Genomic DNA, 17,134 nt, shown 5'->3' with positions numbered 1-17,134 from the left:
GTCGCAGACGGGATCAGGAAAGCGTTAACGACCAGTGAACATATGACTGATAGTGGCTTTCCTGTTCGAGCAGCTCGGCCCGCAGAGGATGTGCTTCCAGCCAGCCCGCCGGTAACGTAACGTGCAGTGCTTCATCATCCGCCTGCATACGAACGGCGGGTAACGTGTCATCACGACGCCGAGTCGAGAAGATAATGGACAGCCGTAGCAGACGGCACAAACGCTCGGCCAGCCTCGGCGGCAGGGCGTTTTGTTGCGTGAGTAGCGCAAGGTCGATGCTGCCACTTTGATTTTGCAGTAAACAGGCCAGCAATTTTTTCTGCGCTGGGGTGAAACCCGGAAGATCAAGGTGGCGGACCAGATAGGCCGCGTGCTGCGGTGCCTGACGGAAATCGACGCTCAGCCCGATTTCATGAATCGCACAGGCGCTTAGCAGAAGCTCCCGACAGCGCTGATCCAGTTTCCAGTGAACACTGACCTGGCGAAAAAAACTTTCCGCTAGCTGCCGGACCCTGTCTGCCTGGCAGACATCAATATTGAACCGGCGCTGCACATTTTGCAGCGTGCGGCTGCGAATATCGCGATCGACTGGCAGGTGCAGCATTCCGTACACCAGCCCTTCGCGCAGCGCGCCGCCGGCCAGCGTCATGCTGTCAATATTGAGTTCCTGAAAGATGGCAATAAGAATGGACAAACCGCTTGGAAACACTAACGCCCGCTCCAGCGTCAGGCCTTCGATTTCAAGCTCTTCAAGTTTGCCGCACTGAATGGCCCGCTGTTTTAACTGCTGTAGCTTACTCAGGGTGATGCGCTCATCCATGCCTTGAGCGACCATGATTTCCTGCAGGGCCTGAACGGTTCCGGACGCACCAACGCACACCTGCCAGCTCTGTTTGCGAAGTTCTCCGGCAACAGGTTTCAGCATCGCTTTGGCAGCCTCTTCAGCCTGGTCAAAATTCTCTTTAGCCAGGTGGCGATCGCCAAAGAATCGCTCCAGCCAGGTGACACAGCCCATCTGCAGGCTAAACAACACGTTGGCATGGGAGCCATCGCCGGTGGCTAACTCTGTGCTGCCACCGCCGATATCCACGACCAGGCGTTGATCGGAACCCCCGGTAGTATGTGCTACGCCTTGATAAATCAGACGCGCTTCTTCTTCGCCGCTAATCACATTGATGGTGCAACCCAGAATCTGTTGCGCCTTATCAAGAAACGCCTGCGCATTAGCAGCAATGCGTAACGTGGCGGTTGCCACTACCCGAATTTGATCGGGAGGAATATCCTGAAGCTGTTCAGAGAAAAGCCGCAGACATTGCCAGCCCCGGGCCATGGCTTCGGCGGACAGGCAATTGGATTTATCCAGGCCTGCTGCCAGGCGCACCTTGCGCTTGATTTTGGCGATGGTCTGGATACTTCCTGACACTTCGCTGACGACCAGCATATGAAAGCTGTTAGAGCCTAAATCAATTGCAGCATAGAGAGTCGATGCGCTTAGCATGGTCAACTTAACCCGAACGTTTACGGTTGCTATGACGGGGTGCACCGCGACGGCCGGTATTGTTGCCTCCGCGACGCTGACCGTTGCCTGAGCGATTGCGCGTCAGACGTTTCGGTGGCGGTAATTCAGTTAACAGCGCGTCGCTGTTGTATTTACTCACCGGAATGCTGTGACCAATGTACTCTTCAATACCGGGCAGGTTTAATGCGTACTCTTCACAGGCCAGGCTGATGGAGTGACCGCTTGCGCCTGCACGTCCCGTACGGCCAATGCGGTGAACATAGTCTTCGCGATCGTCCGGCAGGTCATAGTTAAATACGTGCGTCACCGCAGGAATATGCAGGCCACGAGCCGCAACGTCGGTCGCGACCAGAATATCAATATCGCCTTTGGTAAAGTCATCCAGGATACGTAAACGCTTCTTCTGTGCCACGTCACCCGTCAGCAGGCCGACCCGGTGACCGTCTGCAGCCAGATGGCCCCAAATGTCTTCACAGCGATGCTTGGTATTCGCAAAAATGATTGCTCGGTCAGGCCACTCTTCTTCTACCAGCGTCTGTAACAGGCGCATTTTCTCTTCATTCGAAGGGTAGAAAAGCTCTTCTTTAATGCGATGACCGGTTTTTTGCTCAGGTTCAACTTCAACGTATTCGGCGCTGTTCATGTGCTCGAATGCCAGCTCACGCACGCGGTAAGAGAGCGTGGCGGAGAACAGCATGCTCAGGCGTTGCGTGGCCGCAGGCATGCGACGGAACAACCAGCGGATATCTTTTATAAAGCCGAGATCGAACATGCGATCGGCTTCGTCCAGTACCATGACCTGAATGGCACCGAGATTGACGTGATTCTGCTTGGCGTAATCGATTAAACGGCCGGTGGTACCCACCAGAATGTCGACACCGTTTTCCAGTACTTTTAACTGTTTGTCGTAGCCATCGCCACCGTAAGCCAGACCTAATTTAAGGCCGGTTGATGCCGCCAGTGGTTCAGCATCGGCGTGAATTTGCACCGCAAGTTCACGGGTTGGGGCCAGAATTAAAGCGCGAGGTTGGTTAACCTGGCGGCCCTCTGGAGCAGGGTGAGAGAGAAGATGATGAAACGTTGACGTTAAAAACGCCATCGTTTTGCCGGTACCGGTTTGCGCCTGACCTGCGACATCACGCCCTGAAAGCGTAAACGGCAGTGCTAACGCCTGGATAGGCGTGCAGTTATGAAACCCTTTTTTATCAAGGGCTTCCACCACCAGAGGGTGCAGGGCGAAGTCGGAAAACTTCTGTTCAGTTAAGTGTGTTTTGCTCATAGTGTGGTAGAATATCAGCTTACTATCGCTTTACGAAAGCGTATCCGATGAAATAAAGTCAACCAACATTGGTTTATATTACGCCAATTCGCCAGGCACAATCTTGTGGAGTAAAACATGAGCAGCGATAAAATCGTTCATCTGACCGATGACAGTTTCGACACCGACGTGCTAAAAGCCGACGGCGTTATACTGGTAGATTTCTGGGCTGAATGGTGTGGTCCTTGTAAAATGATCGCGCCAATCCTTGATGAAGTTGCAGAAGAGTATGATGGCAAACTGACCATCGCTAAGCTGAATATTGACGATAACCCAGGCACTGCGCCTAAATACGGCATTCGCGGCATCCCGACGCTGCTGCTGTTCAAAAACGGTGAAGTCGCTGCGACAAAAGTGGGCGCATTGTCCAAAGGTCAGTTAAAAGAGTTCCTGAACGCCAACCTGGCGTAATCGGGCCGGGCGTCCGGCAGTGGTTAAATTTTTGCCTGCTGCTGGACGTTCGCTTTTAAGCGTGCTAACTTATTTTCACTGCACTATGAACATACCTTGTAGTTAGCATTCAAAGTTTTCTCTTGTTAGACCCTGTCATACTGTACCTACCAGCGGTTTAGCAATCTAACGACTAGCTCTACTCTGACTAAGTCGACCGTCTCCTCGCTCCCAGTCATTATTCAAGACGATGATCGTTGAGAAGAGTTGAAAAAGTCATTAACAGAACAGGCATGGACTAACTGCCATACCATTCACGACAAACATTTCGAGTATTACCCCGAGTTTAAGAACCCATCAATATGAATCTTACCGAATTAAAGAATACGCCGGTTTCTGAGCTGATTACCCTCGGCGAGAATATGGGGCTGGAAAATCAGGCTCGTATGCGCAAGCAGGACATTATTTTCTCAATCCTGAAGCAGCACGCGAAAAGCGGCGAGGACATCTTCGGTGATGGTGTGCTGGAGATATTGCAGGATGGATTTGGATTCCTCCGCTCTGGAGACAGCTCCTACCTCGCCGGTCCTGATGACATCTACGTTTCTCCCAGCCAAATTCGCCGCTTTAACCTCCGCACTGGTGACACCATCGCCGGCAAAATCCGTCCACCAAAAGAAGGTGAGCGCTACTTTGCCCTGCTGAAAGTTAACGAAGTTAACTACGACAAACCAGAAAACTCGCGTAACAAGATTCTGTTCGAAAACCTCACGCCGCTGCACGCTAACAGCCGTCTGCGTATGGAGCGGGGTAATGGCTCAACTGAAGACTTAACCGCTCGCGTACTGGACCTGGCGTCACCGATTGGTCGTGGTCAGCGTGGTCTGATTGTGGCACCGCCGAAAGCCGGTAAAACGATGCTGCTGCAGAATATCGCGCAGAGCATTGCTTACAACCATCCAGACTGTGTGCTGATGGTGCTGCTAATCGATGAGCGTCCGGAAGAAGTGACAGAGATGCAACGCCTGGTGAAAGGTGAAGTGATCGCGTCTACCTTCGATGAACCGGCTTCGCGTCACGTTCAGGTGGCCGAGATGGTGATCGAAAAGGCCAAGCGCCTGGTCGAGCACAAAAAAGACGTCATCATTTTACTCGACTCCATCACGCGTCTGGCCCGTGCCTACAACACCGTCGTTCCGGCCTCCGGTAAAGTACTGACCGGTGGTGTGGACGCCAACGCCCTGCATCGTCCTAAGCGTTTCTTCGGTGCGGCACGTAATGTGGAAGAGGGCGGGAGCCTGACCATCATTGCGACGGCACTGGTGGATACCGGTTCGAAGATGGATGAAGTGATTTACGAAGAGTTTAAAGGCACCGGTAACATGGAGCTGCATCTCTCACGTAAGATCGCCGAAAAACGTGTCTTCCCGGCGATTGACTACAACCGTTCAGGTACCCGTAAAGAAGAGCTGTTAACCTCTCAGGAAGAGCTGCAGAAAATGTGGATCCTGCGTAAGATTATCCATCCAATGGGTGAAATCGACGCGATGGAATTCCTGATTAACAAGTTGGCCATGACCAAAACCAACGACGAATTCTTCGATATGATGAAGCGTTCTTGATCCTGTAGAGCGTCATCTGAGCAAGATGGCGTTTTTTTACTTTAAAAGATCATAAAATAGCCCCGACGCCACGTTCTGACGTGGCGTTTTTTATTTTCGGGCTATAGGATTGAGTGCTGGCAGACGTAATAATAATGACGGTGGCAGTGGTGGACGATTAACCGTTCGTGCACCTCTTCATGCCGAATTCGGAATCTGGAACGGTAACAGGCGTGATTTTTAGCGTATGGTGAGTTCCAGGATGATAGCTGAGAGCGTTTAACGTGAATTTACTCACTATGAGTACTGAGCTTGGTTTAGTTTTTATCTTTTCCCTTGTGTTTCTTTTCCTTGCTCGTAAAGCAGCTAAAAAGGTTGGTCTGGTAGACTCACCTAACTCGCGTAAACGCCATCATGGCGATATCCCACTGGTTGGCGGTATTTCTGTTTTTGCTGGCATTGCTTTCACCTTTGCCATCACTAACTATTATTTGCCCCATGCCACGTTGTACCTGGCCTGCTCAGCAATTTTAGTCATCGTCGGGGCGTTGGATGATCGGTTCGATATCAGCGTCAAAATCCGTGCCGTGATACAGGCTGCGGTGGCTATAGTGATGATGGCTGGCGCGAAACTCTATCTGTTGAGCCTGGGATTCATTATTGGTCCGGTTGAGTTAATTGTGGGGCCCTTTGGTTATGTGTTAACGCTCTTTGCCGTCTGGGCGGCAATCAATGCTTTCAATATGGTTGATGGTATTGATGGGTTACTGGGAGGGCTCTCTTCAGTGACCTTTGGCGCAATGGGCCTTATTCTCTCACTGGATGGTCAATACAGCCTGGCGATGTGGTGCTTTGCAATGATTGCCGCCATCCTCCCCTATATCATTCTCAATCTGGGTTTACTGGGTCGCCGCTATAAAGTTTTTATGGGCGATGCAGGCAGCACGATGATTGGCTTCACCATTATCTGGATTTTGCTGGAAACGACCCAGGGGCTGAGTCATCCCATTTCGCCAGTGACCGCATTATGGCTGATAGCCATCCCGTTGATGGATATGGTCGCCATTATGTACCGCCGTCTGCGCAAGGGGATGAGTCCCTTTTCTGCCGATCGCCAGCATATTCATCATTTATTAATGCGTGCCGGGTTTAGCTCGCGTCAGGCTTTCGTACTGATAACTGTCGCTGCTGCCTTACTTGCAGGCGTGGGTGTGTTGGGTGAGTACCTCGCGTTTGTTCCTGAGTGGGTCATGCTAGTCCTTTTTCTGCTAGCGTTTATGGCCTACGGCTATTGCCTGAAACACTCCTGGCGTATAGCGAGACGCATACGGCGCTTTAAGCGTCGGATGAATACTCCTGGTGATATTGATAAAGAAAAGTTTGATTAGACTTAACAAAGGATAACGCTCTGATGCGCGCTAACGTTGTGGAGAACGAACTGGATATTCGCGGCCTGGGCTGCAGCCTATGGCGTGGAAAGCGCTGGATAGTCGGCTGTGCAATCGTGTTTGCATTGGTAGCCTGGATAGCAACGCTGCTGATGAAACAGGTGTGGAGCACGACCGCGATAACAGGGCGGCCTACGGTGAATATGCTGGGATCCTACTATTCCCAGCAACAGTTCCTGAACAATCTGGATATGCGCAATAACGCTTTAACGTTAAATACGGCGTCACCTACCGTGATGGACGAGGTGTATCAGGAGTTCCTGATGCAGCTCTCATCCTGGGATACCCGCCGGGAGTTTTGGCAGCAAACCGATTATTATAAAACGCGAAAAAGCGGCAATGCCCACAATGATGCTGCCTTGTTGGACGATATGATTGATAACATTCAGTTTACGCCAGCGGATAGCGCACGAAATATTTTCGACAGCGTCAAACTCAAGGCAGAAACTGCTGCGGATGCGAACAATTTGCTGCGCCAGTATATTGCCTATGCCAGTGAACGCGCTGCACGCCATCTCAATGCAGAGTTAACGGGGGCGTGGCAGGCACGGACCAGCCAGCTTAAGGCGCAGGTCAAACGTCAGGAAGACGTAGCGAATGCGGTATTCCTGCGACGGCAACATCGGCTGGAACAGGCGCTGAAAATTGCCAGCCAGCAGGGCATTAATGAGAAGCAGACGCGTGAGGTGAGCGAAAACCTGGCTGACAGCGATCTGTTTCTAATGGGCCAGCCTTTATTGCAGGGGCAGTTAGAAACCCTGAGAGCAACCGGGCCGAGCTTTGATATCAGCTACGACCAAAATAAAGCGATGCTGACCACACTGGATGCAGGCCCGACGCTTAACAGCAAATTCCAGACCTACCGTTATTTGCGTACGCCGGAAGAGCCGGTTTCACGCGACAGTCCCCGCCGGGCATTTATGATGGTGATGTGGGGCGCGGTAGGTGCGCTGGTTGGTGCGGGCGTGGCGCTAGCGCGTCGTCAGCGTCCGATGTCAGATACACAAGATTGAGAGAAACAGTGTGAAAGTTCTGACAGTTTTTGGCACCCGACCTGAAGCCATTAAGATGGCACCACTCGTGCAGGCACTGGCACAGGACCCTGCTTTTGAATCACGGCTGTGCGTCACTGCGCAACACCGTGAAATGCTTGATCAGGTGCTGAGCTTGTTTCAGCTGCAACCTGACTACGACCTCAACGTTATGCGACCCGAACAGGGATTAACGGAGATAACCTGCCGTATTTTACAAGGCATGCATACCGTACTGCTCGATTTCAAACCCGATATTGTGCTGGTCCACGGGGATACGACGACCACGCTGGCGGCCAGCCTGGCGGCTTTCTATCAGCAAATCCCCGTCGGGCATGTTGAAGCAGGTTTACGCACGGGCGATCTGGCTTCGCCGTGGCCTGAAGAGGGGAATCGTAAGCTGACGGGACATCTTGCCCGTTTACACTTTACGCCCACACTGCGTTCCCGACAGAACCTGCTGGATGAAAACCTCGCCGACGACAGTATTGTTGTCACCGGTAATACGGTAATTGATGCCTTGCTATGGGTGCGAGATCGGGTGCTGGACGATAATGAGATAAACGCGCAGCTGGCTTCACGCTATCCCTTTCTTGATGACAGTAAAAAGCTGGTACTGGTGACGGGTCATCGTCGTGAAAGCTTCGGCGAAGGTTTTGAGCGCATCTGTAGCGCTCTGGCCCAGATTGCGCGCCAGCATCCTCATGCGCAAATCGTTTATCCGGTCCATCTCAATCCTAACGTACATGAACCCGTTAACCGCATTCTGCGCGGCATTGATAACATTGTGTTGATTGATCCTCAGGAGTATCTGCCGTTTGTCTGGTTGATGAACCGGGCGTGGCTGATTCTCACCGATTCTGGCGGTATTCAGGAAGAAGCGCCTTCACTGGGTAAACCGGTTTTGGTGATGCGTGAAACCACCGAGCGTCCAGAGGCCGTCGAAGCCGGAACGGTGAAGCTGGTTGGTACGGACACGGCAAGAATTGTTAATGAGGTCAGTACATTACTTAACGATGATGAGGCCTGGCAGACCATGAGCCGTGCCCATAACCCTTATGGGGATGGCGAAGCCTGCGGGCGAATATTGCAAGCCTTAAAAGATAACAGAGCCAACTTATGAGTTTTGAAACCATTTCCGTTATTGGACTGGGTTACATTGGGCTGCCAACCGCAGCCGTTTTTGCCTCAAAGGGAAAGAAAGTGGTGGGCGTCGATATCAATGCCCACGCAGTTGACACCATCAATCGTGGTGCCATTCATATTGTCGAACCCGATTTGGATCGGGTGGTTCAGGCTGCGGTCGAGCGTGGAGATTTACGTGCTACGACGCAACCCGAAGCCGCTGATGCTTTTTTGATCGCCGTGCCCACGCCCTTTATGGCGGAGCGCCAACCGGACTTACGCTTTGTGCGTGCGGCTGCGCTGTCGATTGCGCCGGTACTGAAAAAAGGCGATCTGGTGATTCTGGAATCGACTTCTCCGGTTGGCAGTACAGAGCAGATGGCCGACTGGCTGGCCGCGGCGCGACCTGATTTGCGTTTCCCACAGCACGACGGGGATCCTGACGTCTTTGTCGCCTACTGTCCCGAACGCGTTTTACCCGGTCAGATCATGACTGAGCTGATCAGCAACGATCGCGTGATTGGTGGCATGACGCCAGCCTGTTCTGCCCGTGCGAGTGATTTGTATCGTATTTTTTTACAGGGCGAGTGCGTCGAGACAAATGCACGCACCGCTGAAATGTGCAAGCTGACAGAAAACAGCTTCCGCGACGTAAACATCGCCTTTGCCAATGAGCTGTCACTAATTTGTGCTGCGCAGCAGATTAATGTCTGGGAGCTTATTGCACTGGCGAATCGTCATCCGCGCGTCAATATCCTGCAGCCTGGGCCAGGCGTCGGCGGGCACTGCATTGCGGTCGATCCCTGGTTTATCGTGGCGCAGAATCCGGACTTAGCACGCCTGATTCGTACCGCTCGCGAAGTGAATGATGCCAAGCCGCACTGGGTGCTGGACCAGGTAAAAAAAGCGCTGGCAGACTGCCTGATGCAGACCGGAAAACGTGCCAGCGATCTGACCATTGCCTGCTTTGGCCTGGCGTTTAAACCGAACATTGATGACCTGCGTGAAAGCCCAGCCATGGAAGTGGCGCACCTGATTGCCGACTGGCATCAGGGCCGCACGTGGGTAACCGAACCGCATATTCAGCAGATTCCCGACATCCTGGCGACACAGGCCACCCTGGTTTCAACCGAGCAGGCGCTGCAGGAGGCGGATATTTTGGTGATGCTGGTCGATCACCATGCATTCCGCCGTGTTGATGCTGCGCACATTACTCAGCAATGGGTTGTTGATACGAAAGGTGTCTGGCGATGAAAAATTTTTTGATTACGGGTGGTGCCGGGTTTATCGGCTCGGCGCTCGTGCGATTCCTGATAAACGAAACAGAACATAACGTGGTTGTTGTTGATAAGTTGAGCTATGCGGGTAATCTCTCATCGCTCGCCTGCGTTACAGATAATCCTCGTTTTAAATTTGAACGGGTCGATATATGCGATCGCGCGGCGCTCGACAGCGTTTTTAGTCAGCATCAACCGGACTGCGTTATGCATCTGGCGGCAGAAACCCATGTTGATCGCTCAATTGATGGGCCAATAGCGTTCATAGAAACAAATATAGTTGGAACGTATCAGTTACTGGAAGCGGCCCGTCATTACTGGAATGCCTTGACGGGTGACAGGAAAAAAAACTTCCTGTTCCACCATATCTCAACGGATGAGGTTTTTGGCGATCTAGATGATACTTCGGCATTTTTTACTGAGGATACGCCCTACGCCCCCAGCAGTCCTTACTCAGCAACGAAGGCAAGCAGCGATCATTTGGTACGAGCCTGGTTACGCACTTATGGATTGCCCGTCATTGTGACCAACTGTTCAAATAATTATGGTCCTTATCATTTTCCAGAAAAGCTGATCCCGCTGACAATTATCAATGCGCTTGCAGGAAAATCCTTACCTGTTTATGGAAATGGGCAACAGGTGCGCGACTGGTTATACGTTGAGGATCATGCTCGCGCGCTTTATACGGTGGTCACGCGTGGTAAAACTGGGGAAACCTATAATATTGGCGGTCACAATGAGCGTCAAAATATTGAAGTGGTTGAAACCATTTGTTGTCTGTTAGAAGAACTTGCACCAGAACGTAAACTAACAGGTCTGCATAACTACAAAGATTTGATTAGCTATGTCACCGATCGTCCCGGCCACGATCAGCGCTACGCGATTGATGCCCGTAAAATTGAACGCGAACTAGGCTGGACGCCGCTGGAAACGTTTGAAAGCGGGATGCGTAAAACCGTCAGTTGGTTTCTGGATAACGCCACGTGGTGGCAAGCTATCCTCAATGATCGCTATGACGGTGAACGTCTTGGTCTGAAAAAATAGTCAACAAAAGGAGCAGAGATGAAAGGCATCATTCTCGCTGGCGGCTCAGGGACACGATTACACCCGATAACACGTGCCGTATCGAAGCAACTCTTACCCGTCTACGATAAACCGATGATTTATTATCCCTTGTCGGTACTGATGCTGGCGGGTATCCGCGACATTTTGTTGATCACGACACCTGAAGACAAGCCTCATTTTGAACGTCTGCTAGGAGATGGCAGCGAATTTGGCTTGCGCCTGAATTATGCCGTGCAGCCCAGTCCTGATGGACTTGCTCAGGCCTTTATCATTGCCGAATCGTTTATTGCCGGAGAGTCCTGTTGCCTGGTGCTGGGCGATAATCTTTATTTCGGTCAGGGTTTTAGTCCTAAATTGAAAAAAGTGGTTATGCATAATAAAGGTGCCACTGTATTCGGTTACCAGGTCATGGATCCTGAGCGTTTTGGCGTAGTGGAGTTTGATGAAAACTTCAATGCGATTTCGATCGAAGAAAAACCCTCGCAGCCTAAGTCACGATGGGCGGTAACTGGCCTGTATTTTTATGACAGTCAGGTGGTGGAGTTTGCCAAACAGGTTAAACCTTCCTCACGGGGTGAACTCGAAATCACCGCCATCAACCAGATGTATCTGGAACGGGGAGCGCTAGCCGTCGAACTTCTCGGTAGGGGATTTGCATGGCTAGATACGGGAACACATGACAGTTTGGTTGAGGCCAGTATGTTTGTGCAAACGGTCGAGAAAAGACAAGGGTTTAAAATTGCATGCCTTGAAGAGATCGCCTGGCGAAATGGCTGGTTAAGTGATGAGCAATTACGTGTTGCGGGCGAAGCGTTAGTTAAGACAGGTTACGGTCAATATTTGTTGGATCTTCTGCATGTCCGTCCTCGTCAGTATTAATCCACTCACCTGGGAGAGCCAGTTCTTCGGCTTTGACGCCGTGAGGCTGGAAACCGGGGGGGATCTGTCGCTCGAAAACGCGCTTCGGCACGCCTGCGCGCTGTTTCAAATCAAAGTGTCAGCGGAACAAACCGACATCATCGATGCGTTAAATCAGCATCAGTTTCACCTGGTGGAAGGTGAAGTGGATTTGTCGTTGACGATCAAACGCACCGAACGCCAGACTGGCATTCGTATTGCGCGGGAAACACAAATCCCAGCATTACGCGAAGCCGCATCTCTGGCCTTCCGTCAAAGTCGTTTTCGCACGCCGTGGTTTGCGCCTGATGACAGTGCCCGCTTCTATGCGCAGTGGATCGAAAATGCGGTCCGCGGCACCTTCGATCATCAGTGCCTTGTCGCCAGTGATGAACGCGGCACGCTTCAGGGCTTTGTCTCTTTACGTGAGGTCGAAGGCGATGCGCGTATTGGCCTGCTGGCGGTGGTGCCTGAGGCGCAGGGACAAAGTATCGGTCAGCGCCTGATGCTGGCTGCAGCGGACTGGGGCCGTGCGCGTCAGCTCGAACGTCTGCGGGTTGCCACGCAAATCAGTAATCTTACGGCGATGCGTCTTTATCTACGCAGTGGCGCGCGTCTTGAAAGCACGGCGTACTGGTTTTACAGGAGAGGTCATGATTCCCTTTAATGCGCCCCCGGTTGTGGGAAGCGAAATCGAGTATATGCAGTCTGCCATGAGCAGCGGCAAGCTGTGTGGCGACGGCGGTTATACTCGCCGCTGTCAGCAGTGGATGGAGCAGCGCTTCGGTAGTGCGAAAGTGTTACTGACGCCTTCCTGTACCGCCTCGCTGGAGATGGCCGCGCTGCTGATCGATATCCAGCCAGGTGATGAAGTGATCATGCCGAGCTACACCTTTGTTTCAACCGCCAACGCCTTTGTATTACGTGGCGCGAAAATTGTGTTCGTGGATGTGCGCCCCGACACCATGAACATGGATGAAACGCTGATTGAAGCGGCGATAACCGATAAAACCCGCGCTATCGTGCCGGTCCACTATGCGGGCGTTGCCTGTGAAATGGATACGATTATGGCGCTGGCGGCACAGTATAAGCTGTTTGTTATTGAGGATGCTGCGCAGGGCGTGATGTCAGCGTACAAAGGCCGGGCATTAGGCACCATTGGTCATATCGGCTGTTTCAGCTTTCACGAAACCAAGAATTACACCGCAGGTGGAGAAGGCGGCGCGACGTTAATTAACGATGCCAGCCTTGTGGAGCGTGCAGAAATTATTCGTGAAAAGGGCACCAATCGCAGTCAGTTTTTCCGGGGACAGGTAGATAAATATACCTGGCGCGATATGGGGTCCAGCTATCTGATGGCTGACCTGCAGGCGGCTTATCTCTGGGCGCAGCTGGAGTCCTCTGTTCGAATTAATCAACAGCGCTTGCGCTTGTGGCAACGTTACTACGATGCCCTGAAGCCGCTGTCGGAAAACGGCAAGATTACATTGCCTTCCATCCCGGCTGATTGTCAGCACAACGCCCATATGTTTTATATAAAGCTGCGTGATGAGAAGCATCGTCAGGCCCTGATCAACTGGCTTAAAGAGGCCGAAATCCTGGCCGTTTTCCATTATATCCCTTTGCACAGTTCGCCTGCGGGCCAGCGTTTTTCACGTTTTGCCGGTGAGGATCGTTTTACTACAGCAGAGAGTGAGCGCTTATTACGTTTACCGCTGTTTTATAATCTGTCGGATAACAATCAGAGCACCGTGATCGGCTCGCTACTGAGCTTTTTTTCCTGATGTCATTAGCCAAAGCATCGTTATGGACCGCCTCATCGACGATAGTAAAAATTGCGGTTGGGCTGCTGGTCGTCAAGTTACTGGCCATCAGCTTTGGTCCGGAAGGCGTGGGCCAGGCCGGTAACTTTCGCCAGCTCATCACCGTGCTGGGCGTGCTGGCCGGAGCGGGTATCTTTAACGGCGTCACCACGTATGTTGCACAATATCAACAGCAGCCCCGGCAACTCCGCGCGCTAATCGGCACCGCCTCGGCAATGGTGACGGGCTTCTCAGCGCTACTGGCGCTGGTCTTTTTATTGGCTGCGGCTCCCATCAGCACTGCGCTGTTTGGTCACGATCGCTATCAAAACGTGATACGTATCGTTGCCTTTCTTCAGTTTGGTATCGCGTGGGCAAACCTGCTTCTGGCGTTCATAAAAGGCTACCGTGATGCGCGCGGTAATGCGCTGGCCCTGATTTGCGGTAGCATAACGGGCGTGCTCGGTTACGTGCTGTGTTGGTGGCTGGGGGGCTATGCGGGCGCATTGACCGGGCTGGCTTTGGTACCCGCGTTACTCGTTTTTCCAGCGCTGGTGATACTGAAACGTCGTGTCCCGCTCCCCTTGAGCTGGCTGCGGCCCACCTGGCAGCCGGAAATGGCGCGTCATCTGGCAAAATACACGATTATGGCGCTGATCACCGCCGTCACCCTGCCGGTTGCCTGGGTGATGATGCGAAATCAACTGGCGGCCAGTAACGGCTGGGCGCAGGTAGGATTATGGCAGGGCGTAACCAGTATATCTGATGCTTATCTGCAGTTTATCACCGCGACCTTTAGCGTCTGGCTACTGCCGACACTGGCCCGGTTAGATAACAAAAAGGATATTGCGCGTGAGATCGGCCGGGCGTTACGCTTTGTGTTACCGGCGGTCGCGGCGGCCAGCCTGAGCGTGTGGATGATGCGTGATATCGCCATCAGCCTGTTGTTCTCCGCGGCATTTCACGACATGCGGGATTTGTTTGTCTGGCAACTCTGTGGCGATGTTTTCAAAGTCGGTGCCTACGTTTTCGGCTATCTGGTCATCGCGAAAGCCTCATTACGCTTTTATGTGCTGACCGAAATCAGTCAGTTTATTTTGCTGACGCTGTTCTCGCGCTGGCTTATCCCGTTACAGGGGGCCAGTGGGGCAGCGCAAGCCTATATGTTCACCTACGTTACCTATTTCGCGCTCTGCTGTGGCGCATTTATTCTTTACTGCCGAAAAAAATGACTTTAATTCACGTTTTGGGATCCAATATTCCCCATCACAATCTGACGGTGTTGCGTTTTTTTAACGACGTGATGAGCATCGAGCAGCCTGTTACTGCACCGCGTCACTTTATGGTGGTGACATCGCAGCCTGAAAACCTCACCGGTTTTGGCGCTTTGCACATTGAAACCTTTAGCAGTAAGAAAGCGCTGGCTGAGGCGCTGTTGCAGCGGGCGAAAAATCGCGACCAACGCTTCTTTTGCCACGGGCAGTTTAACCCCTGGCTTTGGTTGGCGTTGCTGAGCGGCAGGTTACGCCGTTCTCAACTGTTCTGGCACGTCTGGGGAGCGGATTTGTATGAAGATTCACGCAGCCTGAAGTTTCGGCTGTTTTATTTCCTGCGCCGTGCTGCGCAGGGGCGCGTTGCACACCTGTTCGCCACCCAGGGCGATCTGTATCACTACCAGCAACGCCACAAGTCTGTACCGCAGTCTTTACTGTATTTCCCCACAAAGTTACCTGCAGTCGCCATTACGCCTCATCCAGACAAGACGTTTACCGTGCTGCTGGGTAATTCTGGTGACGCCAGTAACCGCCATATTGAGGGGCTTGCAGCGATCAAGGCTCAGTTTGGTGAAGATGTGCGCATTGACGTGCCGCTGGGTTATCCGCCTGACAATGATGAGTATATCGGACAGATTCAGAACGCCGCCGACAGACTCTTTCCGCAGGGGCAGGTAAGGTTACTGCGGGATAATCTTGCTTTTGACGACTATCTGGCGCTGTTGGCACGCTGCCATTTGGGCTATTTTATGTTCGAACGGCAGCAGGGCGTGGGAACGCTATGTTTGCTGATTCAGGCTAATGTGCCTTTCGTCCTGACGCGTAAAAATCCGTTCTGGCGGGATGTTACCGCGCAGCAGCTCCCTGTCTTGTTCAACGACGATGCGCTGACGCCTGATATCGTCGCAGAGGCGCGTCGGCAACTTGTGGGATGCGATAAACAGCGCATTGCTTTCCTGGCCCCTGGCTATCTGGAAGGCTGGCGAACAGCGTTGCGCCTTTGCGAAGGAGAGCCCTCATGAGTCTTATGGCATTTAGTGGTCTGCTGATCGTGTATGTGCTGTCACTGGTGACCATTGTGACCCTAAACATGCGCGAACTTAAACAGGAACGATTTAACTTCCACCTTTTTTTTACCTTATTGTTTTTACTGACCTTCTACTTCGGTTTTCCGCTAACCAGTATTCTGGTCTTTCGGTTTGATACGCAGGTGGTTTCGGCGGATTTTCTGCTGCAGGCGATGCTGTCGGCCACGGCGTTTTATGCTATTTACTTTGTCAGTTACAAGGTGCGCCTCAGGCCGGCATCCGCAGCGCCTGCCCGGCCCTGGCTACAAATGAACCGGGTCGAAACGCATCTGACCGGTGGGCTACTGGCGCTGGTGGCGGTTGCAACCGTAACGGTGTTCTTTATCCATAACGGATTTTTGTTATTCCGACTGACGGCCTATAACCAGATCTTTTCCAGTGAAGTGTCTGGCGTTGCACTGAAGCGGTTCTTTTATTTCTTCATCCCGGCGATGCTGATTCCCTATTTCTTGCATCCCACGCGCCGTAACTGGCTGCTGTTTCTCATCATCACGGTCAGCTTTGGCTTACTGACCTACGCGCTGGTGGGTGGCACGCGTGCCAATATCATTATCGCTTTTGCGTTATTTCTGTTTATCGGTATTACACGTGGCTGGATCACATTGTGGATGCTGGCCGCTGCGGGCGTGATGGCGATTGGGGGAATGTTCTGGCTGGCGCTGCGTCGCTACAATCTGGCTGTCATGGGCGACGAGGCTTTTTACACCTTTCTGTACCTGACGCGCGATACGTTTTCGCCATGGGAAAACCTGGCTTTGCTGCTGGAGAATTACCATAAGATAGACTTTCAGGGCTTAGCGCCCATGTGGCGCGATTTCTATGTGTTTATCCCAACCTGGCTGTGGCCCGATCGTCCTCTGTCAGTACTGAACAGCGCTAATTACTTTACCTGGGATGTACTGAACAACCATTCCGGACTGGCGATTTCGCCTACCTTAATCGGTTCGCTACTGGTGATGGGCGGCGTCTGGGCCATTCCGCCAGGCGCTGTGGCCGTTGGGCTGATCATCAAATCTTTCGACACGCTCTATAAGCGCGGACGCAATGAATCGAATCGTTATACCGGGGCGATTCTGCAAAGCTTTTGTTTCGGTGCCGTATTCAACATGATTGTGCTGGCGCGCGAGGGGCTGGATGCGTTTGGCTCACGTGTTGTGTTTTTCTGTATTATTTTTGCCGCCTGTCTGGGGATGGCGAAATTGCTTTTCTGGTTACTGGATCATGTCGGCCTGATTCGCAGTCGACGTGAGCGGGCGCTTCATAGCCCATCCTGATTAACCTCTGGGATCTAAGGGAAGA

The 17,134-nt window shown here is 52.3% G+C and carries 15 protein-coding genes; 13 read left to right on the top strand and 2 right to left on the bottom strand.

What is annotated here, in order from left to right; all coding sequences use genetic code 11:
* Positions 1-13: 13 nt before the first annotated feature.
* Both gppA and rhlB read right to left on the bottom strand, forming a co-directional pair.
* Positions 14-1,498, bottom strand: a complete 1,485-nt coding sequence (gene gppA, locus NXS97_RS12580) for a guanosine-5'-triphosphate,3'-diphosphate diphosphatase (protein WP_014594999.1) — start codon at positions 1,496-1,498, stop codon at positions 14-16.
* Positions 1,499-1,505: 7 nt separating this feature from the next.
* Entirely contained in the window at positions 1,506-2,798 is a 1,293-nt protein-coding gene (rhlB, locus tag NXS97_RS12575) for an ATP-dependent RNA helicase RhlB (protein ID WP_013024051.1), read from the bottom strand.
* Between the two features lie 117 nt (positions 2,799-2,915).
* Between rhlB and trxA the strand changes: the two genes are divergently transcribed.
* From trxA to wzyE, 13 genes are all read left to right on the top strand, one after another.
* On the top strand, positions 2,916-3,248 hold the full coding sequence (trxA, locus tag NXS97_RS12570) for a thioredoxin TrxA (RefSeq protein WP_006121430.1): 333 nt from the start codon (positions 2,916-2,918) through the stop codon (positions 3,246-3,248).
* Between the two features lie 341 nt (positions 3,249-3,589).
* Positions 3,590-4,849 (top strand): transcription termination factor Rho, encoded by a 1,260-nt coding sequence (rho, locus tag NXS97_RS12565; protein WP_006121431.1) that lies wholly within the window; start codon positions 3,590-3,592, stop codon positions 4,847-4,849.
* Between the two features lie 278 nt (positions 4,850-5,127).
* Positions 5,128-6,216, top strand: a complete 1,089-nt coding sequence (gene wecA, locus NXS97_RS12560; RefSeq protein WP_014595000.1) for a UDP-N-acetylglucosamine--undecaprenyl-phosphate N-acetylglucosaminephosphotransferase — start codon at positions 5,128-5,130, stop codon at positions 6,214-6,216.
* A gap of 23 nt (positions 6,217-6,239) precedes the next feature.
* Positions 6,240-7,289 carry an ECA polysaccharide chain length modulation protein gene (wzzE, locus tag NXS97_RS12555; protein WP_013024053.1) on the top strand — a complete coding sequence of 350 codons (1,050 nt, stop codon included), beginning with the start codon at positions 6,240-6,242 and terminating at the stop codon, positions 7,287-7,289.
* 10 nt (positions 7,290-7,299) lie between these two features.
* Positions 7,300-8,430, top strand: a complete 1,131-nt coding sequence (wecB, locus tag NXS97_RS12550) for a non-hydrolyzing UDP-N-acetylglucosamine 2-epimerase (RefSeq protein WP_013024054.1) — start codon at positions 7,300-7,302, stop codon at positions 8,428-8,430.
* Positions 8,427-9,686 carry a UDP-N-acetyl-D-mannosamine dehydrogenase gene (gene wecC / locus NXS97_RS12545; RefSeq protein ID WP_013024055.1) on the top strand — a complete coding sequence of 420 codons (1,260 nt, stop codon included), beginning with the start codon at positions 8,427-8,429 and terminating at the stop codon, positions 9,684-9,686. Before wecB ends, wecC begins: the two co-directional genes overlap by 4 nt.
* Positions 9,683-10,753, top strand: coding sequence for a dTDP-glucose 4,6-dehydratase (gene rfbB, locus NXS97_RS12540; protein WP_116220146.1), 1,071 nt, complete (start codon positions 9,683-9,685; stop codon positions 10,751-10,753). Before wecC ends, rfbB begins: the two co-directional genes overlap by 4 nt.
* A gap of 18 nt (positions 10,754-10,771) precedes the next feature.
* On the top strand, positions 10,772-11,653 hold the full coding sequence (gene rfbA, locus NXS97_RS12535; protein ID WP_013024057.1) for a glucose-1-phosphate thymidylyltransferase RfbA: 882 nt from the start codon (positions 10,772-10,774) through the stop codon (positions 11,651-11,653).
* Complete coding sequence (gene rffC / locus NXS97_RS12530) at positions 11,631-12,338, top strand: dTDP-4-amino-4,6-dideoxy-D-galactose acyltransferase (protein ID WP_116220145.1); 708 nt, start codon at positions 11,631-11,633, stop codon at positions 12,336-12,338. The genes rfbA and rffC overlap by 23 nt, the downstream gene beginning before the upstream one ends.
* Positions 12,325-13,455 carry a dTDP-4-amino-4,6-dideoxygalactose transaminase gene (gene rffA, locus NXS97_RS12525; protein WP_116197980.1) on the top strand — a complete coding sequence of 377 codons (1,131 nt, stop codon included), beginning with the start codon at positions 12,325-12,327 and terminating at the stop codon, positions 13,453-13,455. Before rffC ends, rffA begins: the two co-directional genes overlap by 14 nt.
* Entirely contained in the window at positions 13,455-14,705 is a 1,251-nt protein-coding gene (wzxE, locus tag NXS97_RS12520; RefSeq protein ID WP_013024060.1) for a lipid III flippase WzxE, read from the top strand. The genes rffA and wzxE overlap by 1 nt, the downstream gene beginning before the upstream one ends.
* Entirely contained in the window at positions 14,702-15,769 is a 1,068-nt protein-coding gene (locus NXS97_RS12515; RefSeq protein WP_105092025.1) for a TDP-N-acetylfucosamine:lipid II N-acetylfucosaminyltransferase, read from the top strand. Before wzxE ends, NXS97_RS12515 begins: the two co-directional genes overlap by 4 nt.
* Positions 15,766-17,109 carry an ECA oligosaccharide polymerase gene (wzyE, locus tag NXS97_RS12510; RefSeq protein ID WP_014595006.1) on the top strand — a complete coding sequence of 448 codons (1,344 nt, stop codon included), beginning with the start codon at positions 15,766-15,768 and terminating at the stop codon, positions 17,107-17,109. The genes NXS97_RS12515 and wzyE overlap by 4 nt, the downstream gene beginning before the upstream one ends.
* The last annotated feature ends 25 nt before the right edge of the window (positions 17,110-17,134 follow it).

Origin of the sequence: Pantoea sp. B623, assembly GCF_024814475.1 — a bacterium.
Lineage (GTDB): Bacteria > Pseudomonadota > Gammaproteobacteria > Enterobacterales > Enterobacteriaceae > Pantoea > Pantoea ananatis.
This window is presented reverse-complemented; position numbering and strand designations above follow the sequence as displayed.

Coding starts and splice junctions, on each gene's coding strand:
- wecC (WP_013024055.1), top strand. CDS start 8,427: ATGAGTTTTGAAACCATTTCCGTTATTGGACTGGGTTACATTGGGCTG.
- rfbB (WP_116220146.1), top strand. CDS start 9,683: ATGAAAAATTTTTTGATTACGGGTGGTGCCGGGTTTATCGGCTCGGCG.
- rho (WP_006121431.1), top strand. CDS start 3,590: ATGAATCTTACCGAATTAAAGAATACGCCGGTTTCTGAGCTGATTACC.
- trxA (WP_006121430.1), top strand. CDS start 2,916: ATGAGCAGCGATAAAATCGTTCATCTGACCGATGACAGTTTCGACACC.
- rfbA (WP_013024057.1), top strand. CDS start 10,772: ATGAAAGGCATCATTCTCGCTGGCGGCTCAGGGACACGATTACACCCG.
- gppA (WP_014594999.1), bottom strand. CDS start 1,498: ATGCTAAGCGCATCGACTCTCTATGCTGCAATTGATTTAGGCTCTAAC.
- wecA (WP_014595000.1), top strand. CDS start 5,128: ATGAGTACTGAGCTTGGTTTAGTTTTTATCTTTTCCCTTGTGTTTCTT.
- wzyE (WP_014595006.1), top strand. CDS start 15,766: ATGAGTCTTATGGCATTTAGTGGTCTGCTGATCGTGTATGTGCTGTCA.
- rhlB (WP_013024051.1), bottom strand. CDS start 2,798: ATGAGCAAAACACACTTAACTGAACAGAAGTTTTCCGACTTCGCCCTG.
- NXS97_RS12515 (WP_105092025.1), top strand. CDS start 14,702: ATGACTTTAATTCACGTTTTGGGATCCAATATTCCCCATCACAATCTG.
- wzxE (WP_013024060.1), top strand. CDS start 13,455: ATGTCATTAGCCAAAGCATCGTTATGGACCGCCTCATCGACGATAGTA.
- rffC (WP_116220145.1), top strand. CDS start 11,631: ATGTCCGTCCTCGTCAGTATTAATCCACTCACCTGGGAGAGCCAGTTC.
- wzzE (WP_013024053.1), top strand. CDS start 6,240: ATGCGCGCTAACGTTGTGGAGAACGAACTGGATATTCGCGGCCTGGGC.
- rffA (WP_116197980.1), top strand. CDS start 12,325: ATGATTCCCTTTAATGCGCCCCCGGTTGTGGGAAGCGAAATCGAGTAT.